At 72.9% G+C, this 18,666-nt stretch carries 18 protein-coding genes; 5 read left to right on the top strand and 13 right to left on the bottom strand.

Translation table 11 applies throughout. The features are described from left to right. Nucleotide 1: 1 nt before the first annotated feature. The 5 genes from rsmH to D1648_RS06215 all read right to left on the bottom strand — a co-directional run bounded on the left by rsmH (nucleotide 2) and on the right by D1648_RS06215 (nucleotide 4,526). Complete coding sequence (gene rsmH / locus D1648_RS06235) at nucleotides 2-997, bottom strand: 16S rRNA (cytosine(1402)-N(4))-methyltransferase RsmH (RefSeq protein ID WP_122939914.1); 996 nt, start codon at nucleotides 995-997, stop codon at nucleotides 2-4. Between the two features lie 190 nt (nucleotides 998-1,187). Next, nucleotides 1,188-1,619: a division/cell wall cluster transcriptional repressor MraZ gene (mraZ, locus tag D1648_RS06230; RefSeq protein WP_122939913.1), complete on the bottom strand. Its 432-nt coding sequence runs from the start codon at nucleotides 1,617-1,619 to the stop codon at nucleotides 1,188-1,190. 602 nt (nucleotides 1,620-2,221) lie between these two features. Next, nucleotides 2,222-2,629, bottom strand: a complete 408-nt coding sequence (locus D1648_RS06225) for a DUF3040 domain-containing protein (RefSeq protein WP_122939912.1) — start codon at nucleotides 2,627-2,629, stop codon at nucleotides 2,222-2,224. A gap of 97 nt (nucleotides 2,630-2,726) precedes the next feature. Continuing rightward, nucleotides 2,727-3,992 carry a DNA polymerase IV gene (gene dinB / locus D1648_RS06220; protein ID WP_241155371.1) on the bottom strand — a complete coding sequence of 422 codons (1,266 nt, stop codon included), beginning with the start codon at nucleotides 3,990-3,992 and terminating at the stop codon, nucleotides 2,727-2,729. A 42-nt stretch (nucleotides 3,993-4,034) separates the two neighbouring features. Then, on the bottom strand, nucleotides 4,035-4,526 hold the full coding sequence (locus D1648_RS06215) for an SAV_6107 family HEPN domain-containing protein (RefSeq protein ID WP_122939911.1): 492 nt from the start codon (nucleotides 4,524-4,526) through the stop codon (nucleotides 4,035-4,037). A 218-nt stretch (nucleotides 4,527-4,744) separates the two neighbouring features. On the opposite strand from D1648_RS06215, the gene D1648_RS06210 reads away from it, so the two are divergent. After that, nucleotides 4,745-5,596: a spermidine synthase gene (locus D1648_RS06210; RefSeq protein ID WP_122939910.1), complete on the top strand. Its 852-nt coding sequence runs from the start codon at nucleotides 4,745-4,747 to the stop codon at nucleotides 5,594-5,596. 101 nt (nucleotides 5,597-5,697) lie between these two features. Here D1648_RS06210 and D1648_RS06205 read toward each other — a convergent pair whose 3' ends face one another. Further along, nucleotides 5,698-5,901: a cold-shock protein gene (locus D1648_RS06205; RefSeq protein ID WP_115412377.1), complete on the bottom strand. Its 204-nt coding sequence runs from the start codon at nucleotides 5,899-5,901 to the stop codon at nucleotides 5,698-5,700. A 261-nt stretch (nucleotides 5,902-6,162) separates the two neighbouring features. Next, nucleotides 6,163-7,140 (bottom strand): proteasome assembly chaperone family protein, encoded by a 978-nt coding sequence (locus tag D1648_RS06200; RefSeq protein ID WP_122939909.1) that lies wholly within the window; start codon nucleotides 7,138-7,140, stop codon nucleotides 6,163-6,165. Nucleotides 7,141-7,294: 154 nt separating this feature from the next. On the opposite strand from D1648_RS06200, the gene D1648_RS06195 reads away from it, so the two are divergent. Further along, nucleotides 7,295-9,538 carry an AAA family ATPase gene (locus D1648_RS06195; RefSeq protein WP_122939908.1) on the top strand — a complete coding sequence of 748 codons (2,244 nt, stop codon included), beginning with the start codon at nucleotides 7,295-7,297 and terminating at the stop codon, nucleotides 9,536-9,538. 185 nt (nucleotides 9,539-9,723) lie between these two features. On the opposite strand, the gene nrdR is transcribed toward D1648_RS06195, so the two are convergent. Both nrdR and D1648_RS06185 read right to left on the bottom strand, forming a co-directional pair. Further along, nucleotides 9,724-10,212 (bottom strand): transcriptional regulator NrdR, encoded by a 489-nt coding sequence (nrdR, locus tag D1648_RS06190; RefSeq protein ID WP_122939907.1) that lies wholly within the window; start codon nucleotides 10,210-10,212, stop codon nucleotides 9,724-9,726. 28 nt (nucleotides 10,213-10,240) lie between these two features. Further along, entirely contained in the window at nucleotides 10,241-10,636 is a 396-nt protein-coding gene (locus D1648_RS06185) for a LysM peptidoglycan-binding domain-containing protein (protein WP_122939906.1), read from the bottom strand. A 170-nt stretch (nucleotides 10,637-10,806) separates the two neighbouring features. Here D1648_RS06185 and lexA point away from each other — a divergent pair, with 170 nt between their 5' ends. After that, nucleotides 10,807-11,505 (top strand): transcriptional repressor LexA, encoded by a 699-nt coding sequence (gene lexA, locus D1648_RS06180; protein ID WP_122939905.1) that lies wholly within the window; start codon nucleotides 10,807-10,809, stop codon nucleotides 11,503-11,505. A 12-nt stretch (nucleotides 11,506-11,517) separates the two neighbouring features. On the opposite strand, the gene D1648_RS06175 is transcribed toward lexA, so the two are convergent. Both D1648_RS06175 and hflX read right to left on the bottom strand, forming a co-directional pair. Next, nucleotides 11,518-13,539, bottom strand: coding sequence for an ATP-dependent DNA helicase (locus D1648_RS06175; RefSeq protein ID WP_122939904.1), 2,022 nt, complete (start codon nucleotides 13,537-13,539; stop codon nucleotides 11,518-11,520). A 154-nt stretch (nucleotides 13,540-13,693) separates the two neighbouring features. Then, nucleotides 13,694-15,256 carry a GTPase HflX gene (gene hflX, locus D1648_RS06170; RefSeq protein WP_122939903.1) on the bottom strand — a complete coding sequence of 521 codons (1,563 nt, stop codon included), beginning with the start codon at nucleotides 15,254-15,256 and terminating at the stop codon, nucleotides 13,694-13,696. A gap of 146 nt (nucleotides 15,257-15,402) precedes the next feature. On the opposite strand from hflX, the gene D1648_RS06165 reads away from it, so the two are divergent. After that, the gene (locus D1648_RS06165; RefSeq protein ID WP_122940298.1) at nucleotides 15,403-16,017 is read left to right on the top strand and encodes a class I SAM-dependent methyltransferase; all 615 of its coding nucleotides are present in this window, start codon (nucleotides 15,403-15,405) and stop codon (nucleotides 16,015-16,017) included. A gap of 59 nt (nucleotides 16,018-16,076) precedes the next feature. On the opposite strand, the gene dapF is transcribed toward D1648_RS06165, so the two are convergent. Together dapF and miaA are read right to left on the bottom strand one after the other, a co-directional pair. Next, entirely contained in the window at nucleotides 16,077-16,931 is an 855-nt protein-coding gene (gene dapF / locus D1648_RS06160) for a diaminopimelate epimerase (RefSeq protein WP_122939902.1), read from the bottom strand. 10 nt (nucleotides 16,932-16,941) lie between these two features. Continuing rightward, complete coding sequence (miaA, locus tag D1648_RS06155; protein WP_122939901.1) at nucleotides 16,942-17,913, bottom strand: tRNA (adenosine(37)-N6)-dimethylallyltransferase MiaA; 972 nt, start codon at nucleotides 17,911-17,913, stop codon at nucleotides 16,942-16,944. 217 nt (nucleotides 17,914-18,130) lie between these two features. Here miaA and D1648_RS06150 point away from each other — a divergent pair, with 217 nt between their 5' ends. Continuing rightward, nucleotides 18,131-18,616: a YbjN domain-containing protein gene (locus D1648_RS06150; protein WP_241155370.1), complete on the top strand. Its 486-nt coding sequence runs from the start codon at nucleotides 18,131-18,133 to the stop codon at nucleotides 18,614-18,616. Nucleotides 18,617-18,666 lie beyond the last annotated feature (50 nt).

The following is an 18,666-nucleotide window of genomic DNA, read 5'->3' as shown; positions in this document are numbered from 1 at the left end:
CTCAGTGTGCTCTCCGGGCGGATCGGGTTCGGGTCAGTGCTCGCAGCCGGACGGAGGCGGCACGGGGATTGCCACCGCGCTCGTGCTCGTCGGCCTGGAGCGCGCCGCGCACGAGCGGGGTGAAGGTGGGCTTGTGCTCCTCGAGCTCGACCGGCAGGCCGGCCGGCGCGGAGGAGCGGGTGCGCCGAGCGAAGGCCGTCTTGACCAGACGGTCCTCGCCGGAGTGATAGGACTCCACGACGATCCGGCCGCCGACGTGCAGGCAGTCCAGCGCGGCCTCGATCGCGGAGGCGAGGATCTCGAGCTCCTCGTTCACCGCGATGCGCAGCGCCTGGAAGGTGCGCTTGGCGGGATGGCCGCCGCTGGCCTTCGAGGCGGCGGGGATCGCTCTCTCGAGGAGCGCGACGAGCTCGCCGGAGCGGGCCAGCGGCGCGTCCCGGCGCTGTTCGACGATGCGGCGGGCGATGCGGCGGGCGAAGCGCTCGTCGCCGAGGTCGTGGAGGATGCGGGCGATCTCCGCCTCGGGCAGCTCGCGCAGCAGGTCCGCGGCGGTGGGTCCGTCCGAGGAGGGGTCCATGCGCATGTCCAGCGGCGCGTCGACGGCGTAGGAGAAGCCGCGCTCGGCGGTGTCGATCTGGAAGCTCGACAGGCCCAGGTCCATCATCACGCCGTGGGCGCCGGGCAGGTCGAGCTCGGCGAGGACCTCGGGGATCTCGTCGTAGGTCGCATGCACGAGCGTGGCCCGCTCCCCCACGCCCTCGCGGTCCAGCCGCTCACGGGCCAGGGCGAGCGCCTGCGGGTCGCGGTCGATGCCGACGAGGCGGGCGGCGGGGGCCGCGTGCAGCACCGCGGCGGCGTGCCCGCCCATCCCGAGGGTCGCGTCCACGTGGACGGCGCCGGGCTCCTGGAGGGCGGGGGCGAGCAGCTGGACCGAGGTCTCGAGCAGGACGGGCAGGTGCCGCTGCTCGGCCGGCAGGTCGCCGTGCGTGGTGTCCATCTCGCCCCTCCCCTCGGGTCGTGCTCTCGTGCGATGTGCTGTGGTCTCGGTCCGTGCGCCGGCCGGCCTGCGCCTCCTGGGCGCTGCCGTCCTGTCAGATTCCCCGTCGTTCCCGACCCGCCACCGGGGAAGTTGCGTCGGGGCGGGAACGACGAGAGGTCTCACAGGACGGATGTCCTCGTGGCCGGGCTCAGAACAGGCCGGGGATCACCTCCTCGGAGGTCTCGGCGAAGCCCTCCTCCTTCTGCTCGAGGTAGGCCTCCCAGGCCGGGAGCGACCAGATCTCGAGCCGGTCGAGCGCGCCGATGACGGCGCACTCCCGATCCAGGTCCGCGTAGGTGCGCAGATGGCTCGGGATGGTGATGCGGCCCTGCTTGTCCGGGATGACGTCCTCCGCACCGGACATCAGCACTCGCAGGTAGTCACGGGTGCGTCGGTCGGTGGTGGGCGCCCGACGGGCCTCCTCGAGCTTCTGGCGGAACTCCATGAGCGGGTACACGGCGATGCAGTGCTCCTGTCCACGAGTCATGACCAGTCCCGAGGCGAGCTCGTCGCGGAACTTGGCGGGGAAGATCAGGCGGCTCTTCTCGTCGAGCTTGGGCGTGAAGGTGCCGAGGAACATCTGCACCCTCCTCCAGTCGCCGCGGCTCCGATCCGAACTCCATCTCCTCCCAACGCACTCCACTTTACCCCACATCTCCCCACCGGTGGCCATAGATGGCACCGAACACTCGCATGAGCCGTCGGTCACTGCAGGTCAGGAGCGTGGAGGAAGGTGGGGGGAAATCGACAGCCGGGCGTGGTGCAGCTCCTCTCCGATGCACCGCCAGGCGGGACGAGGGCGCCGCTCCCCCGCGGCGATCCTGCATCTTCGCAGGTCAGCCGCTCACGCCCGCGAGCGGAGAGAGTGCGGGGCGGGAGGTGGAGGGATGGGGAGGATGCGGGTGGAGCGATGTGGGGAAGAGCCCGGGGACCCGGGTGGTGCGGTGCGGGGAGCGGGATGGAAGGGCTCAGAACGCAGTTGCGAGCCGGCGGGGCGAGCAGTGCCGTGCGGCGTGGAGCCGTGCGGCCTCCGGGCGCAGGCTGCGGGGGGATCGGGAGCGCCCGGGCACGACGAAGCCCCGGCTCGAGGAGCCGGGGCTTCGTGAGGGGATCAGGGGTGGGCGGGTCGGCGCCGCGGCGGCAACGGCGTGCCGGAGCCGCCCGCGGCCGGGACCGGAACGGTCAGAGGCGCGGGTCGTCCCCTGCGCGCTTCTCCCAGCGCTCCTCCATCTTCCGCATGAAGGAGCCGCCGTCGCCGGTGCCGGGCGCGGTGGGGCCCTGGCCGCCGCCGGGACCGCCGCCCGAGGATCCCGTGCCCGAGGAGGTGCCGCTCGGGCCGGTGATGGCGTAGACGGCTCCGGCGACCATGCCGACGAAGGCGATGACGCCGAGCCAGATCGCGGGGAGCGCCACGGCGAGGACCAGCAGTGCGAGGCCCACCACCACGGCGCCGAGACCGATGAGGATGCGGCGCCCGTTGCGGCGCGGCGGTGCCTTCGGTGCGAAGGCGCGTGCAAGACGCGGATCGTCGGCGAAGAGCTGACGCTCCATCTCGTCGAGCATCTTCTGCTCGTGTTCAGACAGCGGCATGATCCCGCTCCTTGTCCCCGTCCTCTCGCGCCTCCCGGCGCCCGGTGCGTCCGCCGTCGACCAACATCGTCGTCGGCGGTTCATCCAGTTTAGAGCGTCATCCTGAGTTATGGGAACCGTGCCGGTCACGTCTCTCCCACCCGGTCGCCGAGGGTGAGGGCGGGGCCTCGCCGCCGCTCCGGGAGAGGGTGGATCCGCGACTGAGGCTCTCGCTGCCGAAGCGGTCACGGGCCCGATCCATCGCGGCCTCCAGATCCGTCCATCCGGCTGACCGCGCGGTCAGCTCGGACTGCACGGGAGCGCCGTCCGCGGCCTCGAGCTGGGTCGCGCGCACCCCTGCCAGGCGCACTCTCGGCATGCTCCCCCGCTCCCGCTCCCACAGCGCCACCACGTGCTCGCGCAGCCGCTCCCCGCTCGCGGTGGGCTGGTCGAAGGTCGAGGAGCGGGAGAGGGTGGTGCCGTCGGGGGCGCGGAGCTTGAGCACGACGGTGCGGCTGACGAATCCGGAGCGGCGCAGCTGTCGGGAGACGTCGTCGGCCATCATCGTGATGCGTCGGCGCACCTCCTGCGGATCCGTGAGGTCCTCGTCCCAGGTGCGCTCGGTCCCCAGCGAGCGGTCCCGGGTGCGATGGCCGAGGCCGGTGCGATCGCTCCCGTCGGCGAGCGCGGAGATCTCGGCGGCCCGCGGGCCGAGCGCCCGGGCGAGGGTCGAGGCGGGCAGCTCGCGCAGCTGGCCGATGGTGCGCACGCCGAGCCGCTCGAGGCTCGCCCGGGCCTTCGGCCCCACCCCGGAGATCACCCCCACGGGCAGCGGGGCGAGGAAGTCCGCGGTCCGGTCCGCCGGGACGATGAGCATCCCGTCGGGCTTGGCGCGGGCGGAGGCGATCTTCGCGACGGCGCGGGAGACGGAGCCGCCGACGGAGCTGGGCAGGCCGAGCTCCTCGCGGATCCGGGCGCGCAGCAGCTCGGCGATCCGGGCCGGCTCGCCGAAGAGGCGACGGGCGCCGCGCACGTCCAGGAAGGCCTCGTCGACGCTGATCTGCTCGACGTCCGCGACCACGTCGCCGAGGATCGCCATCACCCGAGCGGAGACGCTGCGGTAGTGGGAGATCCGGGGCGGGACGATCACGAGGTCGGGGGCCAGGCGGCGCGCGCTCGCCATCGGCATCGCCGAGCGGATGCCGCGCGCGCGGGCGGGGTAGCTCGCCGCGGCCACGACCCCGCGGGCACCGGCGCCGCCGACGACGACGGGCAGCCCCTGCAGCGAGGGGTCGTCGCGCACCTCGATCGAGGCGAAGAAGGCGTCCATGTCCAGGTGGAGGATCCCGGGGATCTCCTCCGGTCCGTCCGTCGCCGCGCGCATGCCCATCGCCACCTCCCTCGCGGGCACTGTACTCGGGCGGGCTCAGTCGCCGGCGGGCTCCGCGAGCGGGGCGGGCAGGTCCTCCAGCAGGCGCTCGGCGACCCGGTCGAGGTGGGAGGAGGTCTGGGCCAGGTGCTGCTCCAGCAGCACCGGGTCCGGCAGAGCGCTCTGGTCCCGGTCCAGGCGCGTCCGCTCGGCGACCAGCGGCGCGAGCGCCTCCGCCCGTGCGGCGTCCTCCCCGCCGAGGCGCTCCAGTGCGGACCACACGTTCAACGGCAGCGCGCGGCGCCGCTCGCGGTTGGCGCGGGCGACGAGCACGCCGGCGCCCCGCAGCGCGGCGCGGTGGACGAGCTCGAAGGCCTCGCGCGGAGCGACGGCGGAGAGCTCGCGCGCCTGCTGCAGCAGCTGGCGTGCGCGTTCGAGATCGGCCTGATCCTGGTCGAGCCGCGCGAGCAGCAGGCGCAGGGAGCGTGCGTCCGAGCGCAGCGCCGTCCCCGCGTGCCGCCCTCGCCCGCGTGCCGTGGTGGTGGCCATCGCGCTCCTCCTCCGCTCGTGGTCGCCGGGGCTCTGCACCCTCGCCGTCCGGTCGATCCGTCGTCGACCTCGTGCCCTGAACGCTAGGCGGTGGGTGTGACAGATGACGCGAGGGGAGGAGGGATGGGGACGGGACGGCCCTGGGGAGGGGAGGTCGTGGCCGCTCGCCCGCCGACTCCCGGGCGTCTCCCGCAGCGGGCGTCTCCTACAGTGGGACGATGCCCCGCCGCCGCGACCGCGCGCCCCGAGCCCCCTTCGAGAACCTCGGGCCGCTGGACACCCTGCTGCCGATCTCCACCGGCACCGCCAGCCTCGCCGTCGAGAACGACGGCTCGGTGCTGCTGGACGTCAACGGCGTCCCCTCCTCGCACCTGCACCCGGATCCCGAGCACCTGGTCTTCGAGTACATGCGCTGGATGCTGCTGGTGATCGACCGCCACCTCGACCAGGCCGGCCGACAGGAGGTGGCCGGGGCGCGTCCCGCGCAGATCGCGCACCTGGGCGGGGGCGGCTGCTCCCTCCCTCGCGCGATCGCGGCCCGACACGAGCGGGCGCGCCAGATCGTGGTCGAGATCGACTCGCTCCTCGCCGAGCAGGTGCGCACCTGGTTCGACCTCCCCCGCTCCCCGCAGCTGCGGATCCGGGTGGGCGATGCGCGCTCGGCGCTGGCGGACTGGCGCGAGGACCGCTTCGACGTGCTCGTGCGGGACGTCTTCGCCGGTGATGTGACCCCGCCGGAGCTGATCGGGCTCGAGTCCGTCCAGCAGGTCGACCGGGTGCTGCGACCCGGCGGGCTCTATCTCGCCAACTGCGCCGCCCCTCCCGGGACCCGGCTCATGGCCGACGAGGTCGCGACGCTCTCGTCGGTCTTCGCGCACGTGGGCGTCATCGCCGAGCCCGCCCACCTGACCGGCAGGCGCCGCGGGAACTGCGTGCTGCTCGCCTCCCAGGCTCCGCTGCCCGACGGCGTCGACCGGGCTCTGCGCTCGGACGCCGTCTCGGTGCGGCTCGCTCCGCGGGACCGGGTGCTCGCCCTGGCTCGGGCGGGCACGGTGCTGGGCCGGGACTGAGATCGGAGCCAGGCCAGGGCCGGGGACGGCGTCGAACGAGGACGGACCGGGCAGGAGCGTGATGCTCCTGCCCGGTCCGTGCGTTCACGGGAGATCCGTGATCAGAGAGGGCGGACCTGTTCGGCCTGCGGCCCCTTGTCCCCCTGGCTGACCTCGAACTCCACCCGCTGACCCTCGTCGAGGGAGCGGTAGCCGTCCATGTCGATCTTGCTGTGGTGCACGAAGACGTCTGCGCCGCCTCCGTCGATCTCGATGAATCCGTAGCCCTTTTCGGCGTTGAACCACTTGACCGAGCCCTGTGCCATACCTGTCACCTTCTGTGTCGTCCATCATCGATCGCACGACGCGACCGCGGTGCCGCGTGAAGCCGTCCCCCGCCGGAGCGGGTGGCGCATTGGTGCGTGCCGTACTGCTGTGCCGGAGGCACCGTCGACGGACTGTCCTGCTGGAACTGCATCACCGCAACGCCGACATTCTGTCACGACCGTGGCCCGCTTCACACGGAGATCGCGATCACTCGATCACGAAGGCGTAACGAACTGCGGCCCGTCGGCGCCCGGAGGGGCTCACAGCGGTGTCGGGCCCTCGTCCGGCTCGTCGTCATGGTCGGCGAGGAAGCGCTCGAAGTGCTCGCCGATCTCCTCGGCGGTGGGCAGGTCGAGCGTGGTCGCCAGCGGCGAGCGGTCGGACTCCTCGCTCATGGAGTCGTACTGCTCCTCGAGGGCGGTGACGATCTGGCGGACCTCCCCGTTCTGGGCGAGGGTCCCCTGGAGCGCGACCGTCGCCGCATCGGTGAGATCCCCCAGGTGCACCAGCGGGAGCTCGAGCTCGGCGGCCTCGCTCACCCGACGCAGCAGGGCGAGCGCCCCGGCGGGGAAGTCGGTGCGGGTGAGGTAGTGCGGGATCTGCGCGGCGTAGCCCATCGCGGGATGCCCCGCCCGCCCCAGGCGGTTCTCCAGCAGCGCGCTGAAGGCCGCGGGGATCACCAGCTCGGAGGCGCCCTCCTCGCCCCCGGAGGGATCCGTCCCCGGCGCCGGGGTGGGCCGGGTGCTCGGGCGCCCCAGCAGCGAGGGGTCGTTGGCGTGGGCGAACAGGCCGATCGGTCGGGTGTGCGGGACCGCCATCGGCACGGCCTGCATACCCACCACGCGCTCGACCTCGAAGTACTCCACGAGGTCGATCAGCGCCTCGGTCAGCCGCTTCCACTGCAGATCCGGCTCGGGACCGTCGAGGAAGAGGAAGGGGCGGTCCTTCTCGTCGTACATCAGCCACAGCGTGAGCTCGGGGACGTCGACCTCGGCGAAGGAGGTGCCGTCGAAGGTGGCCTGCGGGCGCGAGCCGCGATAGTCCAGCAGCTCGTCGGTCTCGAAGGTGACCAGTCGCAGATGGCGCAGCTCGTCGCGGAGGTAGCCGGCGGCGATCCGGCAGGCGTTGCCGGCGTCGACCATGCCGGGCAGGGCGTGGACGAGGGTGAGGCCGGATCGGGGGACGGCCTCGAGGACCTCGGTGGACTCGAAGCGGTACAGATCCCGGGGATCGCGCATCTGGCTCTCCTCCCTCACGGCCATGGAGCTGTCGGTGACCTGATGGCACACGCATCCAGGCGGGTCCACCATAATGGACCACCGTGTCTCGCCGACCCCGGGTCCGTCCGGGCCGGGCGGGACTGGTGCAGCGACATCCGGAGGGGGCGGGTCAGTGGACGAGACCGAGGAGCAGGTCGCTCGGGAGATCGCGCGGGAGCAGGCCTATGCCGACCGCCTCTACGCGCGGGTGGACGAGCTGATCGCCCAGGTCGAGCGCAATCTCGATCAGATCCAGGGATCCCAGCAGGCCTCCACCCATCAGAACCGCTCGGAGCGGGACTCCTTCATGGCGCTGTACGAGGACCGCCTCGCGCTGCTGCGCTCGGTCTCCCGCAGCGTCGTGTTCGGGCGGCTGGACATGGACGACGCCGCCCGGCACTACATCGGCCGGATCGGCCTGTTCACCCCCGACCGCGAGCAGCTGCTCGTGGACTGGCGTGCTCCCGCCGCAGCCGCCTTCTACCGCGCCACCAGCACCGAGCGGCTCGGCGTGCGGCTGCGCCGGCATCTGATCAGCCGCGGGCGCACGGTCATGGGACTCGAGGACGACGTGCTGGACCAGTCGGTGCTCGCCGAGGGCGCGCACGACGTCGTCCTCCAGGGCGAGGGAGCGCTGCTCGCGGCGGTCTCCGGCACGCGCACGGGCCGCATGGGCGACATCGTGGCGACCATCCAGTCCGAGCAGGACCGCATCATCCGCTCGGGGAACCGCGGGGTGCTCGTGGTCCAGGGCGGGCCTGGCACCGGCAAGACCGCGGTCGCCCTGCACCGCGCCGCCTATCTGCTGTACACCCATCGGCGCCGACTCGAGCACACGGGCGTGCTGATCATGGCGCCGACGCCCGGGTTCCTGCGCTACATCGAACGGGTCCTGCCGAGCCTCGGCGAGTCGGGCGTCGTGATGATGACCCCCGGCGAGCTGTTCCCCGGTGTGGAGACCTTCGCCCACGACACCGACGAGGTCGCGCGGCTCAAGGGCGAGTCGGGGATGGCCGAGCTCCTCTCGCGCGCGGTCAAGCAGCGCCAGCTCGTGCCCGAGGAGGACGTCCACCTCCGGATCGACGGCACGCCCCTGGTCCTCACCCGGTCGATGCTGCGCGCCGCCCGACGCGAGGCCCGTGCGACGCACAAGCCCCACAACGCGGCGCGGGCCGTGTTCGTGCGTGCGGCGATGGACCGCCTGGTCGAGGCCTACGAGCGGGCGCTCACAGCGCAGGGCAGCACCGTCGTCCCCGAGGACCGCCCCGAGCTGCTCTCGGACCTGCGCCACGATCCCGAGGTGCGGCGCAGCCTGAACATGGCCTGGCTGCCCTACACGCCCCAGGGGTTCCTGCGGATCCTCTTCTCCCGTCCCGAGCGGCTCCGCGCCGCGGCACCCCGTGCCCTCGCCGGGCAGGTGGACCTGCTCGTGCGGCCGAAGGACTCGCCCTGGACGGTCGAGGACGTGCCGCTGCTGGACGAGGTCGCCGAGCTGCTCGGGGAGGACGCGGCCCCTGCGGAGGCGAAGGCGCGGGACGACGCCGAGCGCCGCCAGGCCGACGTCGAGTACGCGCGCAAGGTCATCGAGAACATCGACACCTCCGGGATCGTCCGCGCCGAGGACCTCGCCGACCAGGTCGGCCGGATCCGCGACGGCCGCACCCTGGCCGAGCGGGCCACCTCCGAGCGCAGCTGGACCTACGGGCACGTCGTCGTCGACGAGGCGCAGGAGCATTCGGCCATGAGCTGGCGGGCGCTCATGCGCCGGGCGCCCACGAAGTCCTTCACCGTGGTCGGCGACGTCGCCCAGACCTCCTCCGCCGGAGGCACCGACTCGTGGACCTCGGCCCTGTCGCCGTACATCCAGGACCGCCTGCAGGTGGAGCACCTCACCGTCAACTACCGCACGCCGCGGCGCATCATGGATCGCGCCGTCGCGATGGCCAAGGCGCACGATCTCCCGGTCACGCCCGTCAGCTCGGTCCGGGACGGCGAGGAGGATCCGCTGATCACCCGGGTCGGCGCCGAGGAGCTCAGCGCCCGCACCGCCGAGGCGGTCCGGAGCGTGCACGCCCGGCTGCCCGGCCGCATCGCCGTGATCGCCGCCGAGGAGCGGCTCGGGGACCTCGCCGCAGCGCTCGCCGCACGCGGCGACCTGCCCCGGGTCGGCACCGGCTCCGCGGGCGTGGACGACGAGATCGCGGTGATGACCGCGCAGGACGCGAAGGGGCTCGAGTTCGACATCGTCGTGCTCGTGGAGCCGGCGGAGCTGATCGACGCCCATGGCGCGGGCGACCTCTATGTCGCCATGTCGCGCTCCACCCAGCATCTCGGAGTGGTCCATGCGCGGCCGCTCCCCCGGGGCATGGAGGGATGAGAGCTCCCCTGGCGGCCCTCTCCCCGGACGGCGATCGGCGGCCGTGGCTTCCCCTCCACGACCGCCGATCTGGTGTGCGCCTCGTCGGCGCACGAGGAACATCTTAAGCACACTCGGGACCGCTCCAGCACCATGTCCGCGAAATGCTCCGGATCGCCCCGGAGCGCGAGGTCCGGCCGGGCGGGTCAGGCGGCCGGACCGCCGCCTGCACCGGATCCCTGCACCTCGGAACCCTCGGCACGGAGCCTGGCGATCGCCGTCTCGAAGTCGTCCAGCGAATCGAAGCCCTGGTAGACGCTCGCGAAGCGGAGATAGGCGACGAGGTCGAGCTCCTGGAGGGGCTGGAGGATGGACAGGCCCACCTGATGCGCATCGATCTCGGCCTGTCCGCTGAGGCGGATGTTCTCCTCGACCCGCTGGGCGAGCAGGGCCAGCTGGTCGTCGCTGACCGGCCGCCCCTGGCAGGCCTTGCGCACGCCGGAGATGACCTTCGCCCTGCTGAACGGCTCGCTCACTCCGGAGCGCTTGAGCACGGAGAGCGAGGCGGTCTCCGAGGTGGAGAAGCGGCGGGAGCAGTTCGGGCACTGACGGCGGCGCCTGATCGTCGCGCCGTCGTCGGACGTGCGCGAATCGACGACGCGCGAATCGGGATGGCGGCAGAACGGGCAGTGCATCCGCTCAGGGTACCGGCCGCATCCCTGTTCAGCGGGCGGAACTCCCCATCTCGGGCAGCTCGATCTCCTGACCGGCGCTGATCCGCCCGGTGGTGAGCTGGTTGAGGCTGCGGACCTCGTCGACGAACTCCGACTCGCTCACGCCCTCGGGAGCGTGCTCGGCGGCATAGCCCCAGAGAGTGTCCCCCGCCTCGACGGTGATGACGGCGGGCTGCTCGCCCTCGGTGCCTGCGAGCGCGGCGGGCAGGTCCAGCACCAGCAGAGCGACTGCGGCGACGGCGAGCCCGAGGAGGAAGGCGACGGCCGTGAGCAGGAGCCGCCCGCGACGGGTCGGCTCGAGTCGAACACGCGGTCGAACATCGACCCCATGGGTCTGCTCGTCATGCCGCGGGAAGGGAAGGACCGTGGCGGTATGGGTACGCATCTCCGAACTCCTGTTCGATCGAATCTCTGTGCGACTGTATCCCGACGCTCCCGCGACACGCAAGACGAACATCGAACACATGTTTGGCATCCGTCGCGTGCCGCCCTACGCTGGGACACGAGGACAACGGAACCGGACGGGTCCGACAGACGACGCCAGGAGGCCGCACGATGACGCCGAGCACCCCCAAGCCGATCCGGTCGCGCGGCGACGCGCCGGCCGATGAGCGCACCTCCGGGCTGACCCGTCGCCAGCGCCTCGTGCTGGAGACGATCAGCGACATCGTCGCCGCCCGCGGCTATCCGCCGTCGATGCGGGAGATCGGCGACGCGGTGGGCCTGACCTCGTCCTCGTCGGTCGCCCATCAGCTGCAGACGCTCGAGCGCAAGGGGTTCCTGCGCCGCGACCCCAAGCGCCCCCGCGCGATGGAGGTCGTGATGCCGGAGGCCGACGGCACGCCCGCGCCTCCTCCCGCCCCGGCGGAGACCGCCTCGAGCTCGGTGAGCGTCCCCCTGGTCGGCAGGATCGCGGCCGGGCTCCCGATCACCGCCGAGGAGCAGGTCGAGGACGTCTTCACCCTCCCGGAGCGGCTCGTCGGCGGCGGCGACCTCTTCCTGCTGCAGGTCGTCGGCGATTCGATGATCGACGCCGCGATCTGCGACGGGGACTGGGTCGTGGTGCGCTCGCAGAGCACCGCGGAGAAGGGCGAGATCGTCGCCGCGATGATCGACGGCGAGGCGACGGTGAAGACCTTCGTGCAGCGTGACGACCACGTCTGGCTGATGCCGCACAACCCGGCCTTCGCCCCGATCCTCGGGGACCACGCCGAGATCCTCGGCAAGGTCGTCGCGGTGCTGCGCTCCGTCTGAGGCGGATGCGCCTCAGCTCGCCGCGAGCCTGCGCAGTGCGCCGAGCGCGACCTCGGGATCCGCAGTGGGCCACAGCGGCGGCATCGCCTCGCGCAGGAAGCCTCCGTAGCGCGCAGTCGCCAGGCGCGGATCCAGCACCGCGACCATCCCTCGGTCGGACTCCGTCCGGATCAGCCGGCCCGCGCCCTGCGCGAGCAGCAGCGCGGCATGCTGGGCTGCGACCGCCATGAAGCCGTTGCCGCCGTGCGCGGCGATCCGCTCCTGGCGCGCGGACATCAGCGGGTCGTCCGGGCGCGGGAAGGGGATCCGGTCGATCGTGACCAGGCGCAGGGAGCGGCCCGCGACATCCACGCCCTGCCACAGGGTGAGGGTGCCGAACAGGCTCGCATCCTCCTCCTCGCGGAAGGTGCGCACCAGGTTCGCCATCGAGTCCTCGCCCTGCACCGCGATGGTCATGTCGAGCCGGGCCCTGACGTGCTCGGCCGCGAGCTCCGCGCCGCGGCGCGAGGAGAACAGGCACAGCGCACCGCCTCGCGAGGCCTCCACCAGCTCGGTGAGATGGTCGAGCATCGCCGGGGTCGGGCCCTCCCGCCCCGGGGGCGGCAGGTGCCGGGCCGTGTACAGGATCCCCTGGCGGCCGTAGTCGAAGGGGCTGCCCACGTCGATCCCGGCCCAGGCGCCGGAGTCCTCGCGACGCGGGATCTCGTCCTCCCCGATGCGACCCGCACGGGCGAGCCCCACCTCCCCGGCGGCGGGCTCGAAGCGCCCGCCGAGGGCGAGCGTGGCCGAGGTCAGCACGGCGGTGCGGTCCTCGAGGATCGCCCCGCGCATCGCCCCCGCCACGCTCAGCGGGGCGACCTGCAGCGTCGCCCGACCGGTGGCCTGGCCGCGGGAGACGGAGACGACGTCGTCCTCCCCCGGGTCCGAGAGCCGCTCGCAGACGTCGATGATCTCCTGGAGGTTCGCGCGCACGGTCTTGCGGGCCCCGGCGGAGGACTCGTCCCCGGCGTCCTTCGCGTCGGAGTGGGCGGTGCGCGCCTCGACGCGCAGCTGGCCGACGGCATCCGCCAGGCGCTCCGGGAGGTCGCCGAGCACCCGCCCGTCGGGGGCGAGCTCGAGCGCTGCGCGCAGCTCCTCGCCCGCATCGTCCAGCGCGGTCGCGGCGACGCCGAGTCCCCGCAGCTCCCGCACGGTCCCCCGCAGCATGCCGGGGCTGAGCACGTCGGTGACGGCGCTGGTGACCCGGGCGGTGAGGTCATGGGCCTCGTCGAACACCACCACGTCGTGCTCGGGGATGATGCCGTGCTTGTCGAAGGCGTCGATCGCCAGCAGCGCATGGTTGGTGACGACGACGTCGACCTCGCGGGCGATCTCGCGGCTGCGCTCGGCGAAGCAGTCCTGCACCATCGGGCAGGAGGAGCCGATGCACTGGGAGCCGGTGACCGAGACCTGGCGCCAGGCACGGTCCGAGACCGCGTCCTCCAGGGAGTCGCGGTCCCCCGTGTCGGTCTCCTCCGCCCATTCCCGCAGGCGCTTGACCTGTGCGCCGAGCTTCTCCCCACCCGTGCGGGCGGGATCCGCGGAGGCCTCGGCGAAGAGTGCGCCGGGTTCGATGTCCACCGGATAGCCGCCGGCGATCTTGTGCTTGCACAGGTAGTTCGCCCGCCCCTTGAGGAGGGCGAAGGTGGGTGTGCGCGGCAGATGCGGGGCGAGGGCCTCCGCCAGGCGCGGGAGATCCTTGCGCACGATCTGGGTCTGCAGGGCGATCGTCGCGGTGGAGACGACGACGGGCCTCCCGCTGACCAGCGCATGGCGCAGCGCCGGCACCAGGTAGGCGAGGGACTTGCCCGTGCCGGTGCCCGCCTGGACGAGGAGATGCCGCCCGCCGGACATCGCGGTGTCCACCGCCTCGGCCATGGCCTGCTGGCCGGGGCGCGGCGAGCCGCCGACCGCCATGACCGCCGCCTCCATGAGGTCCGACAGGGGGACGTCGGCCGCCGCCGGCGCGACGGGGTGCTCGGGTGCGGAGGTCATCGGCTCAGGGTATCTGCGCACCCGCCCCGGACACCCGAGGCGGGGCCGGGGCAGTCCGTGCGTCTGATCTCCTGCCGCTCATCCTTCGCAGCACGTCGATCAGGCGGTGCCGCTCTGCCTGATCTCCTGCCGCTCATTCTTCGCAGCACGTCGATCAGGCGGTGCCGGCGAGCTCCGCGGCGAGGGTCTCGTCCACGAGGGCGTGCACGCGCGTGCCCTCCGGGAGATGCTCCTCGTGGAGCATCTCGCCGGTGGTGTGCACGCGGGAGACGAGGTCGCCGCGGGAGTACGGCACGACCACGTCGACCTCCACCGCGGGGCGCGGGAGGCGCTCGGCGATCAGCTCGCGGAGCTCCTCGATGCCCTCCCCGGTGCGGGCCGAGACCACGGCGCTGTCCCCGACCTGGCTGCGCAGGCGTGCGATCGTCTCGGGCGCCGCGAGATCGGCCTTGTTCAGCACGATGATCTCGGGCACGTCGAAGCCCTCGAGCTCGCTCAGCACGGTGCGCACCGCGGTGATCTGCCCCTCGGGGTCGGGATGGGAGGCGTCCACGACGTGCAGCAGCAGGTCGGAGTCGCCCACCTCCTCGAGCGTCGAGCGGAACGCCTCGACCAGCTGGGTCGGCAGATGGCGCACGAAGCCGACGGTGTCGGCGAAGGTGAACTCGCGGCCGTCGGGCGTGCTGGCACGGCGGACCGTCGGGTCGAGCGTCGCGAACAGGGCGTTCTCGACGAGGACCCCGGCCCCCGTCAGACGGTTCAGCAGCGAGGACTTCCCGGCATTGGTGTAGCCGGCGATCGCGACGGCGGGGACCTGGTGCCGACGGCGGTCGGCGCGCTGCGCCTCGCGCCCCGGCGCCATGGCCTTGATCTCGCGACGCAGCTTCGCCATCCGGTCGCGGATGCGCCGGCGGTCCAGCTCGATCTTCGTCTCGCCGGGCCCGCGCGAACCCATGCCGGCGCCTGCGCCGCCCACCTGACCGCCGGCCTGGCGGGACATCGACTCGCCCCAGCCGCGCAGGCGCGGCAGGAGGTACTCGAGCTGGGCGAGCTCGACCTGGGCCTTGCCCTCCCGGGACTTCGCGTGCTGGGCGAAGATGTCGAGGATCAGGGCGGTGCGGTCGATGACCTTCACCTTCACGATGTCCTCGAGAGCACGGCGCTGGCCGGGAGCCAGCTCGCCATCGGCGATCACGGTGTCCGCCCCGGACTCCGCAACGATCTCCGCGAGCTCGGCGGCCTTGCCCTTGCCGAGGAAGGTGGCCGGGTCGGGATGGGCACGGCGCTGGAGGATGCCGTCGAGCACCTCGGAGCCGGCGGTCTCGGCGAGCGCCGCGAGCTCGCGCAGGCTCGTCTCCGCCTCGTCCGCGTTGCCGGAGGTGTACAGGCCCGCCAGCACCACCCGCTCCAGGCGCAGCCGGCGGTACTCGACCTCGGAGACATCCTCGAGCTCGGTGGAGAGCCCGGCCACGCGGCGCAGCGCATGACGGTCGGCGAGGTCGAGCTGCTCCCCGTCCGTGTCGGCGGTGAAGCTCGTCGCGGAGGCGGAGGCGTCAGCTCGGGAGAGGATCCGCTCGGTCAGCGGGTCCCGGCGGCGGGGGCCGACGCTCGACCGGTCCTGCTCCGCGGGCGAGTGCTCGGCGTCCCCGGCCCCACCCGTGCTGGTCCCGTCGACGTCGAGGTCGGAATCGGGTTCGGGATGGAAGGCGATGGGCACGATGTGGGCACTCCTCGGTTCGGGGGTCGGAAGGGTTCCAGAATCCCACGTCCCCGGGCGCGGGTCGAGCGATTTTGCGCTGGGCGGAGCGGCGGGTGCCGGGAGGCCCGCGTGCCGTGCCGGCCCCGCGTCCGTATCCTGCGGGGGTGGACGAGCACTACTTCACCGCCTCCCCCTCCGTCGAGGACCGTCGCTTCCCGCTGCGCGTGCGCCTGGCAGGGCACGATCTGGACCTCGTCTCCTCCTCCGCGGTCTTCAGCGGCCACGGCCTGGACAAGGCCACGGCCGTGCTGCTGGACCGTCTGGACGAGGTGGCCGAGCCGCCGTCGGGCGGGACCCTCGTGGATCTCGGCTGCGGCTGGGGCCCGATCGCGCTGACGGCGGCTCTGCTGCACCCCCGGATGCAGGTGGTGGCCGTCGATGTGAGCGAGCGCGCCCGCGAGCTGACCGCCGAGAACGCACACCGCGCCGGGGTGGACAACGTGCAGGTGCTCTCGCCCGAGGAGGTCCCCGAGGATCTCGCCGTGGACGCCCTGTGGTCGAACCCGCCGATCCGGATCGGGAAGCCGGCCCTGCACGAGCTGCTGCTGGAATGGACCGGTCGCCTGCGGCCGACGGGCACCGCCGCACTCGTGGTGGGGAAGAACCTCGGCGCGGACCCGCTCGCGCGCTGGCTCGGCGAGCAGCTGCCCGGGCGTCGGGTCGCGAAGGTCGCGAGCGCCAAGGGGTTCCGGATCCTGGAGGTCGGCGCCGTCGACTGACCTCGCCTCGGAGCGGGGCGCGGGCCGGCCGAGCGGGCCCCGCTCGGCCACGCGGCCGTTCAGCCGTGGGCCAGGGTCGTCCCGTCGGCGACGAGCTGCGCGGGTCCGCTGAGGGTCACCTCGCCGTCCTCCGTCCAGCCCACCTCGAGCCGGCCGCCGGGGACGTCCACGGTCCACGGTTCCCGGGAGTCGTCGCCGGCGCGCAGGGCCGCGGCGACCGCGACGGCGGCGACGCCGGTGCCGCAGGAGCGGGTCTCCCCCACCCCGCGCTCGTGCACTCGCATTGCGACATGGCGCGGCCCGCGCGGGCTGACCAGCTCGATGTTCGCCCCGTCCGCGGGTTCGGGATCCAGGCCCGGCCGACGGGTGAGGTCGAGCTCCTCGAGCACGACGTCCTCGGGCAGGAAGGCGACGGCGTGAGGATTGCCCATGTCCACGTCGGTCGCCTCGAGGCGGTGCCCGGCGATCTCGACGACGCGCACAGCGGGGGCGGTGCGGGAGGCGCCCATGCCCACGCGCACGCTCCACGGCGCCCCCGGGTCGTCGGGCCGCCCGAGGATCTCGACGGTGCGCACCCCGGCCCGGGTGAGGATCGCGAAGCGGTCGGCGTCCACGTGGCCTGCGCGCTGGAGGTGCGCGGCGAGGACCCGCACGCCGTTGCCGCACATCTCTGCGATCGACCCGTCGGCGTTGCGGTAGTCCATGAACCATTCGGGCGAGTCCTCGGGGACCTCGATCCCCGCGGCGCGGGAGCGGACGGCGCGGATCACGCCGTCGCCGCCGATCCCCGCGCGCCGGTCCGCGAGGGCGGCGACCGTCGCGGCGTCGAGCGTGAGCAGGCCGTCGGGGTCGTCGAGGAGGACGAAGTCGTTCTCGGTGCCGTGCCCCTTGGTGAAGGCGAGGTGAGCGCTCATGGGCGAAAGCCTACGACCGGGCCGGACCGCTCGCTGCGGTATGCGCCTCGATGACCTCCAGAGCGTGTTCGAGCAGGTCCTCCGCTCCCCCGTCGAGCCAGGTGATGCGTCGGTCGCGGCGGAACCAGGTGTCCTGCTTGCGGATGAGCCGACGGGTGCCGGCGATCGTGTCCTGGATCGCCTGCGCGCAGCTCAGGGTGCCGTCGAGGACGGCGAGGCCCTGCTCGTAGCCGATGGCACGACGGGCGGTCTGTCCCCGGTCCAGGCCCTGGTCTCGCAGGTCGCGGATCTCCTCGAGCAGCCCCTGCTCCACCATCCGCTCCACGCGCCGGGCGATGCGCTCGTGCAGGACCGTGCGGTCCCAGCGCGGCGCGATCTGGACGGTGGCGGGGTCGACGTACAGGGGGCGCGGCAGGAAGGCGGTGAAGGGCCTCCCCGTGAGGGTGCCCACCTCGAGCGCGCGCACGATCCGTCGGGCATCGCGCGGCCCGATGATGCCTGCGGCCTCGGGATCCCTCGCGGCGAGTTCGCGGTGCAGGGCCTCGGTCCCCTCCTGCTGCGCGCGCTGCTCGAGGCGGGCGCGGAGGTCGGCGTCCGTGGGCGGGAACTCGATGTCGTCGAGCGCGGCCCGCACGTACAGACCGGAGCCGCCCACGAGGATCGGCGTGCGCCCCCGGGCGCGGATCGCGTCGATCGCCGCGCGGGCCGCGCGCTGGTAGGCCGAGACGCTGGCCTCCTCGGTGACCTCGAGCACGTCCAGCAGGTGGTGGGGCACTGCGGCGCGCTCCTGCTCGGTGACCTTCGCGGTGCCGATGTCCATCCCCCGGTAGAGCTGGAGCGCATCGGCGTTGACGACCTCCCCGTCCAGGTGCTGCGCGAGCGCGATCGCGAGATCGGACTTCCCCGTGGCGGTCGCACCGACCACGGCGATCAGCGGGCTGCGCGCGCCCGTCGGCCCCGGATCCTGCTCGCTGTGCTCCACAGCAGCACTCTAAGGGGCGGATCGGGCGCTCAGGGGCCGGACCGGGAGCGGGCGCTCTCCTGTCGGCCGTCGTGCCGTCGCCCGGACGATGTGGGAGGACTCACCGACCGCCGCCGAGCGCCTGGCAGGTGCCGCCGCCCCGCGGAGGGAGTAGGGTGATCCGCGATCCGGCCCGGACGGATCGGCCCCGCTCTACGTCGAACCCCCGAGGTGGGAAGTGATTGCACCGAACGAGTCCCCTGAGAAGACGGACTCGACCGCTGGTCTGGCTCCTGTGAGCATGGCGCGGCTCGAGGAGAGCCTGAACCGCCATGGCTACGCCTTCGTCGAGGACGATGAGCACGCGGAGATCGTCCGCGCGCGCTTCGACGACTACCGCTTCCAGTTCATGCTCACCGGGGAGGATCTCGGCGTGCTGCAGACCCGCGGCCGCTGGAGCCATACGGTGGACGTCACCCGCAAGGTGCAGATGATCAAGCTCTGCAACGAGTGGAACATGAACCGCATCTGGCCGAAGGTCTACGTGCGCCGGGAGTCCGAGGGGCTCCTCGGCGTGTACGGCGAGCTGGCCGCTGACTTCCGCGCCGGCGCCCTCGACTCCCAGATCGACAGCGCGATCAAGTGCGGCCTGAGCACCGTGATCGCCTTCTTCCACAGCCTGGAGGAGCGGCTCGGCCCCGAGCTCGACGAGCTCGACACCTGACTCCTCGGCCGCGGCCGACGTGACGAGCCGGGGACCCTGCGCCGCGGCGC

Origin of the sequence: Brachybacterium sp. EE-P12 (assembly GCF_003711805.1) — a bacterium.
Taxonomy (GTDB): Bacteria; Actinomycetota; Actinomycetes; order Actinomycetales; family Dermabacteraceae; genus Brachybacterium.
This window is presented reverse-complemented; position numbering and strand designations above follow the sequence as displayed.